The organism is Streptomyces sp. NPDC002776, assembly GCF_053592195.1.
The window spans coordinates 172,283-184,782 of record NZ_JBSFVG010000005.1 but is presented as its reverse complement, the minus strand read 5'-3'; the positions used below and the strand labels follow the sequence as shown (position 1 = coordinate 184,782).

Annotated in this window: 12 protein-coding genes; 5 read left to right on the top strand and 7 right to left on the bottom strand. The window is 71.8% G+C overall.

Translation table 11 applies throughout. The annotated features are described in order from the left end of the window. Nucleotides 1-66: 66 nt before the first annotated feature. The 6 genes from ACWD11_RS12915 to ACWD11_RS12890 form a co-directional block, all read right to left on the bottom strand. Nucleotides 67-804, bottom strand: a complete 738-nt coding sequence (locus tag ACWD11_RS12915) for an FAD:protein FMN transferase (RefSeq protein WP_389419525.1) — start codon at nt 802-804, stop codon at nt 67-69. Nucleotides 805-859: 55 nt separating this feature from the next. Continuing rightward, a complete protein-coding gene (locus ACWD11_RS12910) occupies nt 860-1,690 on the bottom strand; it encodes an FMN-binding protein (protein ID WP_451282901.1) in 831 nt (276 codons plus the stop codon). Nucleotides 1,691-1,719: 29 nt separating this feature from the next. Then, nucleotides 1,720-3,102 carry a ferredoxin reductase family protein gene (locus tag ACWD11_RS12905; protein ID WP_451282899.1) on the bottom strand — a complete coding sequence of 461 codons (1,383 nt, stop codon included), beginning with the start codon at nt 3,100-3,102 and terminating at the stop codon, nt 1,720-1,722. A 75-nt stretch (nt 3,103-3,177) separates the two neighbouring features. Beyond that, nucleotides 3,178-3,873 carry a L,D-transpeptidase family protein gene (locus tag ACWD11_RS12900; protein ID WP_389419305.1) on the bottom strand — a complete coding sequence of 232 codons (696 nt, stop codon included), beginning with the start codon at nt 3,871-3,873 and terminating at the stop codon, nt 3,178-3,180. A gap of 3 nt (nt 3,874-3,876) precedes the next feature. After that, nucleotides 3,877-4,464, bottom strand: coding sequence for a pyridoxamine 5'-phosphate oxidase family protein (locus ACWD11_RS12895; protein WP_389419304.1), 588 nt, complete (start codon nt 4,462-4,464; stop codon nt 3,877-3,879). Between the two features lie 114 nt (nt 4,465-4,578). After that, complete coding sequence (locus tag ACWD11_RS12890) at nt 4,579-5,385, bottom strand: hypothetical protein (protein ID WP_451282897.1); 807 nt, start codon at nt 5,383-5,385, stop codon at nt 4,579-4,581. A 182-nt stretch (nt 5,386-5,567) separates the two neighbouring features. Here ACWD11_RS12890 and ACWD11_RS12885 point away from each other — a divergent pair, with 182 nt between their 5' ends. The 5 genes from ACWD11_RS12885 to ACWD11_RS12865 all read left to right on the top strand — a co-directional run bounded on the left by ACWD11_RS12885 (nt 5,568) and on the right by ACWD11_RS12865 (nt 11,553). Then, the gene (locus ACWD11_RS12885) at nt 5,568-6,761 is read left to right on the top strand and encodes an argininosuccinate synthase (RefSeq protein WP_451282895.1); all 1,194 of its coding nucleotides are present in this window, start codon (nt 5,568-5,570) and stop codon (nt 6,759-6,761) included. A gap of 101 nt (nt 6,762-6,862) precedes the next feature. Next, nucleotides 6,863-8,293, top strand: coding sequence for an argininosuccinate lyase (gene argH, locus ACWD11_RS12880; RefSeq protein WP_451282893.1), 1,431 nt, complete (start codon nt 6,863-6,865; stop codon nt 8,291-8,293). 127 nt (nt 8,294-8,420) lie between these two features. Further along, nucleotides 8,421-9,392 (top strand): aldo/keto reductase, encoded by a 972-nt coding sequence (locus ACWD11_RS12875; RefSeq protein ID WP_451282891.1) that lies wholly within the window; start codon nt 8,421-8,423, stop codon nt 9,390-9,392. Between the two features lie 89 nt (nt 9,393-9,481). Then, nucleotides 9,482-10,033, top strand: a complete 552-nt coding sequence (locus tag ACWD11_RS12870) for a TetR/AcrR family transcriptional regulator (RefSeq protein ID WP_389419299.1) — start codon at nt 9,482-9,484, stop codon at nt 10,031-10,033. Next, the gene (locus ACWD11_RS12865) at nt 10,030-11,553 is read left to right on the top strand and encodes an MFS transporter (RefSeq protein WP_389419298.1); all 1,524 of its coding nucleotides are present in this window, start codon (nt 10,030-10,032) and stop codon (nt 11,551-11,553) included. The genes ACWD11_RS12870 and ACWD11_RS12865 overlap by 4 nt, the downstream gene beginning before the upstream one ends. A 255-nt stretch (nt 11,554-11,808) precedes the next feature. On the opposite strand, the gene ACWD11_RS12860 is transcribed toward ACWD11_RS12865, so the two are convergent. After that, on the bottom strand, nt 11,809-12,480 hold the full coding sequence (locus ACWD11_RS12860) for a lysophospholipid acyltransferase family protein (protein WP_389419297.1): 672 nt from the start codon (nt 12,478-12,480) through the stop codon (nt 11,809-11,811). Nucleotides 12,481-12,500 lie beyond the last annotated feature (20 nt).

The following is a 12,500-nucleotide window of genomic DNA, read 5'->3' as shown; positions in this document are numbered from 1 at the left end:
GCGTGAGGGCTGGTCGCGCGCCGCACTGCGACACAGCCCCGCGCACCTGGGTGGGTGCAGTCGCCGTCAGCCCAGGCGCGCCGCCAGGCCCCCCGTGCAGCGGACCTCGTCGCCTGCCGTGATCAGGAGGGCCTCCACGTCGGGCAGTGTCTCCAGCCAGCGCAAGCCGTCCCGGGAGCCCATCGCGAACGCCGCCGTGGCCCAGCAGTCGGCCCAGGTCACCATGGGGGCCACCACCGTCACCGCCAGCAGGTCCGTCACCGCCGAGCGGCCGGTGCGGGGGTCCACTATGTGCGCGCCCCGCTCCGCCGTACCGGAGGTCGCCACCGCCAGTTCCGCGGCGCCCGCCGCCGAGATCACCGCCGCCAGCCCGCCCGGGCGCAGCGGGTCGGACACCCCTACCCGCCACGGCCGTTGCGGACCGGGCATGCCCAACAGCTGCACGTCCCCGCCGCCGTTGACGCTCACCCCGCTCGCCCCGGCCTCCGCCAGCCGCCGGGCCGCCCGCTCGACCGCCCACCCCTTCACGATCCCGGTGGGATCGAGCCGGCCCTCGTACGAGGTGCTGAACCAGCCGTCGCTGAGCCGCTCGGCCTCCGCGCCCAGCGTCAGGACCTCACCGACCTCCGGTGCGCATTCCGCCACCGTCAGCTCCCCGCGCGCAAGCCGCGAGACCTCGCTGTCCTCCCGGTACGTGCTGAACACCTCGTCGACCCGGTGCAGCCCGGCCACCGCCTCCGTGAGCGCCGCCCGCACCGCCTCCGGATCCCCGCCACGGACGTCGAAGGAGAAGACGGTCCCCATGACCTCCTCCGCATGACGCACCGCGGCGGGAGCCTGCGCCGGATCGGTCACCGACTCAGCCACCGGCCTGGTCCAGCGCCGACTGCAGCGACTGCTGGTAGCCGTTGCTGGTGTACGTCGCGCCGGACACCGCGTCGATGTCGGCACTCCCGGCCGCCACGGCGGCGGCGTTCAGCTTCGGCACGGCACTGCCGTTGATCCGCGTGCTCTGCCCGCCGCTCGGCGCCTGCACGGCCTCCGCCGCCGTGATCTTCCCGCCGCTCACGGTGATCCGCACCTGCACGGGCCCGTACTGCGTCGTCACCGTCTCCCCGGTGACCGTACGGGCGGCGGCCTCGGCGGAACCCCCCGCTTCGGCGGAACCCCCCGCTTCGGCGGAACCCCCGGCTTCGGCGGAACCCCCGGTCCCGGAGTCACCGGCCTCGGCACCACCGGCCGCCTTCTCCATCTTGTCCAGCGCCGACTGCAGCGACTGCTTGTACCCGCTGCTGGTGTACGTCGCTCCGGACACCGCGTCGATCTCCGCGCTCTGGGTCGCGAGCGCCGCCCGGTTCAGCCGGGGCACCGCGGTGTTGGTGACCTCGGTACTGCGGCCACCGCTCGGCGCCTGCACGGCCCGCACATCGGTGACCTTGCCGCCGCTCACGGTCAGCCGCACCTGCACCGGCCCGTACTGCGTCCGCACCGCGTCGCCGGTGACGGTGCCCGCCGGGTCCGCGCTGCCGCCCTGCGCGGACTCCTGGGCGGCCGCGGTCTGCTGCGGGGCCGCGCTGCCCGCCGCCGACGCCGGGTCGGACGCCGGCTTCAGCGACAGCAGCAGCACGATCCCGGACACGGTGGCGGCGCCCGCGAGCACGACACGCCGGATGGGGTGAGTCTTCCTCATCGCTCCTACAGCTCCTGAAGTCCCGTCGCTCACATCTCGAACGACTCGTGATGGATGCGGCGGGCGGGCACTCCCGCGCCGCGCAGTGCTTCGTAGACGGACTGCGCGAAGCCGGGCGGCCCGCACATGAAGACGTCGTGCTGGTCGATGTCCGGCAGCTTCTGCTGCAGCCGTTCGGCCGAGATGTCGGGGCGCTCGCCGTCCGGGCTGTTGACCGCGTACATCAGCCGCGCCCCGCGCTCCTCGGCGATGGCGGACAGCTCGTCCCACAGGGCCAGGTCCTGGGTGCTGTTGGCCCGGTACAGCAGGGTGATGTCCCCGGACGCGCCGGGCAGTGTCTCGAACAGTGCCCGCATCGGCGTGATCCCGACCCCGCCCGCCACCAGCAGCACCTTGCCCCGGCTGCGTCGCTGCGCGGTGAGTGCGCCGTACGGGCCCTCCGCCCACACCTTGGTGCCGGGCTCCAGCTCGCGCAGCCGTGCGCTGTGGTCGCCGATCGCCTTGACGGTGATGCGCAGCATGTCGGGGCGGGGTGCCGCCGACAGCGAGTAGGGGTGGGAGCTGAACCGCATGCCCGGTGCCAGGAACCGCCACCGGAAGAACTGCCCGGCCTCCGCGCCCATCCGGTGCAGCCTGCGCCCGCCGATCAGCACCGACACCACGCCCGGGGTCTCCTCGATGACCGCCTCGACGTACAGCCGGTGACGCAGGTTGAGGCGGATCGGGGTGAGGACGCGGTACCAGACCACCAGCGCGGTGACGGCGCCGTACAGGCCGTACCAGAAGGTCTTCGCGGAGGGTTCCACGGCGAACTCGTTGCCGGTGGTGATCTGGTGCCAGAAGGTCAGGTACACCGCCGCGTACGTCAGCAGGTGCACGTGGTACCAGGTGTCGTACGGGATCCGGCGGCGCACGCCCCCGGCCGACAGGAACGCGATCAGGAACAGCAGCCCGGTGCCGATGGCCGCCTTGCCCATGTCCGGCAGCGTGTTGATCGAGTCGACGGTCTGCTGGACGATGTCGCCGAGCGTCCTGCCCGCCTGGAGCGCGTACGCCCACATGATGAGGAAGACGTGCGCGATGACCAGGCAGATCGTGTAGCGGCCGCTCATCGCGTGCCAGCGCGCGACCCGGTCGGAGCCGACCCGTCGTTCCAGCGCGGGCACCCGGGCCATCTGGAGCACGACCAGCGCCATCAGATAGCCGGCGAGCAGACCGGTGATCCGGCCGGCGGCGAGGATCCTGGCGGTGTTGTCCGCGAGGGACGGCGTGTTGTCCCACCACAGCCACAGCACCGCCGCCGCGCCGGCCCACAGGGCGATCACCAGCGGGACGGCCGGGGAGCGGCGCGGACGGATGCGGCGCATCGTCTGGCGGCGGGCTGCACGGCCGCCTGCGAGCGTGGTGGTCACGGTTCCTCCGGGGACGGACAAGGGGGAGTGGCGTGGTCCCTCGGCCCAGAGGTACGTGCGGGGCGGCCGGTGTGTTCAGTACCGCGTGATCGCGGTCGGTCCGCTCGTCGTTCCGATGGCGATGTGCGGCTTTCGGGCCGGATCGGCCCACCGCAGGATCCGCCGCATGTCCTCGGCGGGCACGGACACACAACCGGCGGTCGCACCCCGCCCGTGGACGTGCAGGAAGATCCCCGCCCCTCGTCCGCGCACCGGCTGCGCGTAGTTGAAGCCGATGACGAGGGCGTGCGCGTACTGGCCGGTGTAGGTGATCAGCTGCTCGGACTCGGCGGCCCGGCAGTCCGCCGGGCGGGGCTCGGTCCAACGGTTGTAGGAGCGCGAGTCGTTGTCCTGGCACCACCATGAATCCCGGTGCACCGGGCGGTACTTGTACGCCGTCCCGGCCGGCGCCGCCTTGATCCCGAAGGCGTACGGCAGGTCGTACAGCCCGGTCGGGGTGGTGCTGGTGCCCTGGCGGCGTGTGGCGCCCTCGACCAGGCCGTTCGCCCCGAAGCGGGCGGCGGCGGTACCGGCCCGCACCCAGCGGCCGTGCCGCAGGTCCCACCAGGTGACCGTGCCGGTGGTGGCGTCCGTCCGGTCGGCGACGGCGGTGATCAGCTGGGTGCCGCCGCCGGTGTCCGCCATCCGCGCCGGCAGCGGCGGGTCACCGGCGGGCGCGGCACCGAGTGCGAGCAGGGAGGCAAGGGCGAGGGCGACGACACCGGGGCGCATGGCTCAGACCGTAGACGGCGGCAGCGGCAACGGCAGCCCGGGTAGGCCGTCCAGGCTGGTGGCGATGTGCTCCTTCTTGGTGAAGTAGGCGTTCAGCGACTCGTCGTCCTCGCGCGCGAACCGCTTCCGGTGCAGGTCGCGCTCGTCGTCGTACGACATGAAGGGCACCGCGTATCCGCAGGTGTCCCGGACGAGTTCGGCCGTCACCACGATGATCGCGCGCAGCCCGTGCGGGCCGGGGTCGATGTCGGGGAAGTGGGCGAGGAGTGCGGCGAAGCGCGGGTCGTCGCGGAAGACCGGCTCACCTCGGCCGTGTACCCGGACGATGTTGGGCGGGCCCTGGAAGGCGCACCACATCAGCGTGATCCGGCCGTTCTCCCGCAGGTGCGCGATGGTCTCCGCGTTGGACCCGGCGAAGTCCAGATAGGCCACGGTCCGTTCGTCCAGGACCACGAAGGAGCCCTTGAGCCCCTTGGGGGAGAGGTTGACCGTGCCGTCCTCGGAGAGGGGCGCGGTCGCGGTGAAGAAGAGGGGCTGTGCCTCGATGAAGGTGCGGAGTCTGCCGTCTATGCGCTCATAGGTCTTTCCCATGATTCATGATTATGCGGGCAAGTATTTCGTTTGTCTAAGGAATTCTTGGCTCCGCCGCCCGGTCATGGCCGCCCCGGCCGGCGTGCAACGGGGCGGCCATGACTGCCTGTCAGCTCACTGATCGAGCGTGCAGGCGGCCAGGGCGCCGAGGCCCTGGGGCTTTTCGGCGGTGCGGCCGATGGAGATGGCGATGCGGTCGATGGCCGCCGTGCGCTTGCTGGCCAGGGGGCCGAGGATGGCGTTCTGGACGAAGTTGGGCCCGCCCTGGCCGACCGTCTCGGTGAGCCGCTTGTCGGCCTCGTCGATCTGGGTCTGGAGGAGGGCGAGGTTCCGGTCGACCTCGGCCTGGGCGGTGGCCGGGATCGCGGGGAGCTGGGAGGCGACGTCCGGGCAGCTGATGGCGCCGGTGCCGCTTCCGCCTCCCTCCTCCGGGGCGGTCGCGGGGGCAGTGGCCTCGACCTCCTCGCCCGTGTCGGCGGCCCCGTCGGCGTTCAGGGTGCAGGCGGCCAGGGCGCCGAGACCTTGGGGCTTTTCGGCGGTGCGGCCGATGGAGATGGCGATGCGGTCGATGGCCGCCGTCCGCTTGCTGGCCAGGGGGCCGAGGATGGCGTTCTGGACGAAGTTGGGCCCGCCCTGGCCGACGGTCTCGGTGAGCCGTTTGTCGGCCTCGTCGATCTGGGTCTGGAGGAGGGCGAGGTTCCGGTCGACCTCGGCCTGGGCGGTGGCCGGGACGGCGGGGAGCTGGGAGGCGACGTCCGGGCAGCTGATCGTGCCGGGGCCGGCCAGGGTGCGCGCGTCGCTGCCGGGCGTCTCCCCGGCGAGCGCGGAGTTGACGATCACCGCTCCGGACAGTGCCAGCGCGGCGGCGCCGCCGATCAGCGCGACACGACGCTTGTGGTACTTCGGAAGAGCCCTGGACATGCGCAAGCCTCACTCGGGTCGGGGGTGTTCGCTCGGGAATCTCGGTACGGACGCGGCGCCTGCGTCCGCCGAGAGATACGGGAAAGCGTTTTCCCCCGTTCAAAGCCCGACCAGATTGACGAATCATGCATGGGTCTGCATACTCATGCATATCAGTCGGGAGCGCAGGTGAGGAGAGCACCGTGACCGAGCGCGTCGTACTCGCCTACTCGGGCGGTCTGGACACCTCCGTCGCCATCGGCTGGATCGCCGAGGAGACCGGCGCCGAGGTCATTGCGGTGGCGGTGGACGTCGGCCAGGGCGGCGAGGACCTGGACGTCATCCGCAAGCGCGCCCTGGCATGCGGCGCGGTCGAGGCCGAGGTCGCGGACGCCAGGGACGAGTTCGCCGAGGAGTACTGCCTCCCGGCGATCAAGGCCAACGCCCGCTACATGGACCGCTACCCGCTGGTCTCCGCGCTCTCCCGGCCGGTGATCGTCAAGCACCTCGTCGCCGCCGCGAAGAAGCTCGGCGCCACGACGGTCGCCCACGGCTGCACCGGCAAGGGCAACGACCAGGTCCGCTTCGAGGCCGGCATCGTCGCCCTCGCCCCCGGCCTGAAGTGCCTCGCCCCGGTCCGCGACTACGCGATGACCCGGGACAAGGCCATCGCGTTCTGTGAGGCGAGGAACCTCCCGATCGCCACCTCCAGGAAGTCCCCCTACTCCATCGACCAGAACGTCTTCGGACGCGCGGTCGAAACGGGGTTCCTGGAGGACATCTGGAACGCGCCGACCGAGGACATCTACGCGTACACGCAGAACCCGGCCGTCGCCCGGGACGCCGACGAGGTGATCGTCTCCTTCGAGGAGGGCGCCCCCGTCGCGATCGACGGCCGCCCCGTCACCGTTCTCCAGGCGATCCAGCAGCTCAACGAGCGCGCCGGCGCCCAGGGCGTCGGCCGGATCGACCTGGTCGAGGACCGTCTCGTCGGCATCAAGTCCCGCGAGGTGTACGAGGCTCCGGGCGCCGTCGCCCTGATCACCGCCCACCAGGAGCTGGAGAACGTCACCGTCGAGCGCGAACTCGCCCGCTACAAGCGCCAGGTCGAACAGCGCTGGGGCGAACTCGTCTACGACGGCCAGTGGTTCTCCCCGCTCAAGCGCGCCCTGGACGCCTTCATCGAGGAGGCGAGCCGGCAGGTCACCGGTGACATCCGGATGACCCTGCACGGCGGCCGCGCGGTGGTGACCGGACGGCGCTCGCAGGCGTCGCTCTACGACTTCGACCTCGCCACCTACGACACCGGCGACACATTCGACCAGGCCGCCGCCAAGGGCTTCATCGACATCTACAGTCTGTCGTCGAAGATCGCCGCCCGGCGAGACCTGTCCTGACCGGCCCGGGCGCCGTGAGCGGCCCCGCCCCCGACGGCCGCCTCCCCGTTCACGCCACGGGGAGGCGGTGCCACATCCAGATCCTTCGAGGAGCACACCAAGTGAGCAGCAACAGCTCAGACGTCCGGCTCTGGGGCGCACGGTTCGCCGACGGGCCCGCCGAGGCCCTGGCCAGGCTGTCCGCCTCGGTCCACTTCGACTGGCGGCTCGCGCCGTACGACATCGCCGGCTCGCGGGCCCACGCGCGCGTGCTGCACAAGGCGGGACTGCTCTCCGACGACGAGCTGACGCGGATGATCGCCGGGCTCGACCAGCTGGCCGCGGACGTCGCCGACGGCACCTTCACCGGCACCATCGCCGACGAGGACGTGCACACCGCCCTGGAACGGGGTCTGCTGGAGCGCCTCGGCCCCGACCTCGGCGGCAAGCTCCGCGCGGGCCGCTCCCGGAACGACCAGGTGGCGACCCTGTTCCGGATGTACCTGCGGGACCAGGCGCGCAGCATCGCCGGTCTGATCGCCGACCTCCAGGACGCCCTGATCGGCCTGGCGGAGGCCCATCCGGACGTGGCGATGCCCGGCCGCACCCATCTCCAGCACGCCCAGCCGGTGCTCTTCGCCCACCACGTCCTCGCCCATGTGCAGGCCCTGTCCCGGGACGCCGAGCGGCTGCGCCAGTGGGACGCGCGGACGGCCGTGTCGCCGTACGGCTCGGGCGCGCTGGCCGGTTCCTCCCTGGGCCTCGACCCGGAGGCGGTCGCCGCCGACCTCGGCTTCGAGCACGGCTCGGTCGCCAACTCCATCGACGGCACGGCCTCGCGTGACTTCGTCGCGGAGTTCAGCTTCATCACCGCGATGATCGGCGTGAACCTCTCCCGGATCGCCGAGGAGATCATCATCTGGAACACGAAGGAGTTCTCCTTCGTGACCCTGCACGACGCGTTCTCCACCGGCTCGTCGATCATGCCGCAGAAGAAGAACCCGGACATCGCGGAGCTGGCGCGCGGCAAGTCGGGCCGTCTGATCGGCAACCTGACGGGCCTGATGGCGACCCTCAAGGCGCTTCCGCTCGCGTACAACCGCGACCTCCAGGAGGACAAGGAGCCGGTCTTCGACTCCTGCGACCAGCTGGACGTGCTGCTCCCCGCCTTCACCGGCATGATCGCCACGCTCACGGTCCACCGGGAGCGCTTGGAGGAGCTGGCCCCGGCGGGCTTCTCCCTCGCCACCGACGTGGCCGAGTGGCTGGTCAAGCAGGGCGTCCCGTTCCGGGTCGCGCACGAGGTGGCCGGCGCCTGCGTCAAGGCCGCCGAGGCGGAGGGCAAGGAACTGGACGAGCTGACGGACGACCAGTTCGCGAAGATCTCCGAGCACCTGACCCCCGAGGTCCGCTCGGTCCTGAACGTCCCGGGCGCCCTGGCCTCCCGCAACGGCCGCGGCGGCACGGCACCGAGCGCGGTGGCGATTCAGCTGGCGGAGATCAAGGCGGACGTGGCGGCACAGCACGACTGGGCGAAGGCAAAGCAGGCCTAGGGGCGCGGGGAACTGCGCGCCGAGCCACGACGCGCCCGCACTCGCCGAGCCACCGCACTCCGACGCGAAGGTCATCGCGGGTTTACGTTGGTCGAAGCCGTACCGGAACGACCGAACGGAGCCCGCGATGCCCTTCGCCCGACTGGCCACCGCCACCACCCCCACCTGCCACATCGGACTGGGCCTCGCCGCCGTCGGCCGCCCCGGCTACATCAACCTCGGCCGGGACCAGGACCTCGGAGAGAACCGCAGTGTCGACGCCCTGCGCACCCGGACGCACGAACTCCTGGACGCCGCCTACGCCCAAGGCGTCCGCTACTTCGACGTGGCCCGCTCCTACGGCCGTTCGGAGGAGTTCCTCGCCGACTGGCTGAACGCCCGCCCCGACATCGACGACGTGGTCATCGGCAGCAAGTGGGGCTACACCTACACCGCGGGCTGGTCGGCCGAGGCCGAGACGCACGAGGTCAAGGACCACAGCCTCCCGACGTACGAGCGCCAGCGCGCCGAGACCGACGCCCTGCTCGGCGACCGGCTCGACCTCTACCAGATCCACTCGGTGACCCCGGACAGCCCCGCCCTCACCGACAAGGAACTGCACGCCCGGCTCGCGGAGGCCGCCGCCCAGGGCCTCAGCGTCGGTTTCTCCACCAGCGGGCCCGCCCAGGCGGACGCGATCCGGGCCGCCCTCACCGTGACGGTCGCCGGCGAGCCCCTCTTCCGTACCGTGCAGTCGACGTACAACCTCCTGGAGACCTCCGCCGCCCCCGCCCTGGCCGAGGCCCGTGACGCCGGGCTCACGGTGATCGTCAAGGAGGCCATGGCCAACGGCAGGCTCGCGGAGCCCCACGCCCCGGACGTCCTGAAGGCCGTGGCCGCCGAGACCTCCCTGGGCGCCGACGCCGTCGCCCTCGCGCACGTCCTGCGCCAGCCCTGGGCCGGGGTCGTCCTCTCCGGCGCCGCGACCGCCCTGCAGCTCGCCTCCAACCTGCACGCGGCCGTCGTGGACCTCGACGAGGACCAGCTGAGCAGGCTGGCGGAGCTGGTGGAGGAACCGGGGGCGTACTGGGAGCGGCGCGGCCGGTTGCCCTGGCACTGACGGACCCAGTTGTCGACTGCGTGACGGCACCGTGAGACGCGCACGCCCACTATGAGACAAGAATGTCTCATGTGGGTTATGGTTGTCTCATGGCTGTCGATCGTGACCACGTGCTGCGCAGCGCAGCCGCCCTGCTCACCCGGAAATCCACGTCCACCATGGACGAGGTCGCCAAGGCCGCCGGGATCAGCCGGGCCACGCTGCACCGCCTCTTCGCCGGGCGCGACGCGCTCGTCCGCGCGCTGGAGGCGCTCGGCATCGCGGAGTGCGAGGCCGCGCTGGACGCCGCCCGCCTGGAGGAGGGCAGCGCCAGTGAGGCCGTACGGCGGCTCGTGCGCGAGATGGAGCCCGCGGCCGGTCTGCTCGCCTTCCTCTACACCGAGAACCAGCTGTTCGAGGGCGACGGGCAGCACGAGGGCTGGTCCCGGCTCGACGTCCGGATCGCCGCGCTGTTCCGGCGGGGCCAGGACCGCGGTGAGTTCCGGATCGACCTCACCCCGGCCTGGCTGACCGAGGCGCTGTACGGCCTGACGGCCTCCGCCGCCTGGGCGGTCCAGGAGGGCAGGGTCGCGGCCAACGACTTCACACACATGATCACCGAGCTGCTGCTCGGCGGCGCACTACGGAGAGAGGAATCATGACCAGCACCCTGCGGCCGGCGGACCCGACCGAGGCGGTGCAGCGTCCGGGCCGGTGGCTCGCGCTGTCCGTCCTGGTGCTCGCCGTGCTGCTGGTGGCCGTCGACGCGACCGTCCTCGGTCTCGCGACCCCCTACATCAGCGAGGACCTGAATCCCTCGGGCACCCAGCTCCTGTGGATCGGTGACGTCTACTCCTTCGTCATCGCCGGTCTGCTCGTCTCCATGGGCAGCCTCGGCGACCGAATAGGCCGCAAGAAGATCCTGCTCGTGGGCGCGACGGCGTTCGGCGCGGTCTCCGTGCTCAACGCGTACGCCACCACCCCCGAGCTGATGATCCTGGCCCGCGCGCTGCTTGGCGTCGCCGGTGCCACCCTGATGCCGGCCACGCTCGCCCTGATCCGCAACCTCTTCCACGACCCGCGCGAACGCAGCCTCGCCGTGGGCATCTGGGGCGCCACCGCCTCCGCGGGTACGGCGGTCGGCCCGATCGTGGGCGGCTTCCTGCTGGAGCACTTCTGGTGGGGCTCGGTCTTCCTGATCAACCTGCCCGTGATGGCGGTCCTGGTGCTCGTCGGCATCAAGATGCTGCCGGAGTCGCGCAATCCGAACCCCGGCCCCTGGGACCTGCCCAGCGTGCTGCTGTCGCTGGTCGGCATGGTCGGCCTGGTCTACGCCGTCAAGGAGGCCGCGGCACACGGACCGGCCCTCGATTCCCTCGCCGTGGGCCTGCTGGGCGCCGCCGCGCTGTACGGCTTCGTACGCCGCCAGTTGACGCTTCCGGCGCCGCTGCTGGACATGCGGCTGTTCCGCAACCGCGGTTTCAGCGGGGCGGTCCTGGCCGACCTGCTGACCATCCTCGGCCTGTCCGGACTGGTCTTCTTCCTCTCCCAGTACCTGCAACTCGTCCAGGGCCGCGGGCCCTTCGAGGCGGGTCTCGCCGAACTCCCCGCCGCCGTGGGCGCGGTGGCGGCGGGCCTGATCGCGGGCCGGACCGCGCGCCGTTACTCCGTGCGCGCGGTGGTCTCCGGCGGCCTGGCGGCGGTGGGCCTGGCCCTGGCCGCGCTGACGGTCCTGGACCAGTCGACCGGTTACCCCCTGCTCGGGGCGGCCCTGCTGGTGGTCGGCATCGGCGCCGGCTTCTCCTTCACGGTGACGGCGGACGTCATCCTGTCCTCCGTACCGAAGGAACAGGCGGGCGCGGCCTCGGCGGTGTCGGAAACGGCGTACGAACTGGGCGCGGCCCTCGGCATCGCCGTACTGGGCTCGATCGTCACGGGCGTCTACCGGGACTTCACGGGCCCGGCGGGCACTCCCGCGGGGGCGCACGAGTCGCTGGGCGGCGCCGTGGAAGCGGCGGCGGGAATGCCGGCGGAGTCCGCGCAGAGCATGCTGGACGCGGCCCGTCAGTCCTTCGTGGACGGTCTGGCACTCGCGGCGGGCGCCGGAGCGACGGTCCTGCTGCTGGCATCGGTGGCGGCGTGGTTCATGCTCCGCCACCAGAAGCTGGACAACCGGGCGTAATGAGGAGCGGCATGGTGGGCTCGGTGGCCTTCGACCGCCGACCGGCGCATCCGCCCCGGCGACCGGAAGGTGACCCGCGCGGCGGCCCCTCGTCGACATCGGCGCCCGACGAGGAACCCGCAGGCACGCGCCGTCTGCAGCGGCCCCCGGGACGACCCGCCGCGTCGAGCACCTGCCCCCCGCCCGGCGAGAAGCCGGAGGAACGCGAACGGCGGGCCGCTCGGGGAGCGGCCCGCCGGGACGGGGGGAATTCGGCTACGCCGCCTTGGCCTTGGTGGCGTACATGTCCACGTACTCCTGGCCGGACAGCCGCATGACCTCGGTCATCACCGAGTCGGTGACCGCGCGCAGGACGTAGCGGTCGCGGTCCATGCCGTCGTAGCGGGAGAACTCCATCGCCTCGCCGAAGCGCACCGTCACCTTGCTGGGGCGAGGCATCCCCGCACCCCCGGGCTGGATCTTGTCCGTGCCGATCATCGCGAACGGCACCACCGGCGCCCCGGTCATCAGGGTCAGCCGCGCGATACCGGTCCGCCCGCGGTAGAGGCGGCCGTCGGGCGAGCGGGTGCCCTCGGGGTAGATGCCGAAGAGCTTGCCCTCCTCCAGCACCCGGCGTCCGGTCATCAGCGCCGCGACACCGCCCCGGCCGCCATCCCGGTCGACCGGGATCATGCCGACGCCGGTGAAGAACCAGGCCATCAGCCGGCCCTTGAACCCCTTGCCGGTGACGTACTCGTCCTTGCCGATGAAGAAGACCTGCCGGTCGCAGACGAGCGGCAGGATCATCGAGTCGATGAACGTGAGGTGGTTGCCGGCCAGGATGACCGGACCGTCGCCCGGGATGTGCTCCGCGCCCTCCACCTGTGGGCGGAACATCAGGCGCATGATCGGTCCGAGCACTGCCTTGATGAGCGCGAAGCGGGACAACGGGCCCTCCGGTGTCAAGG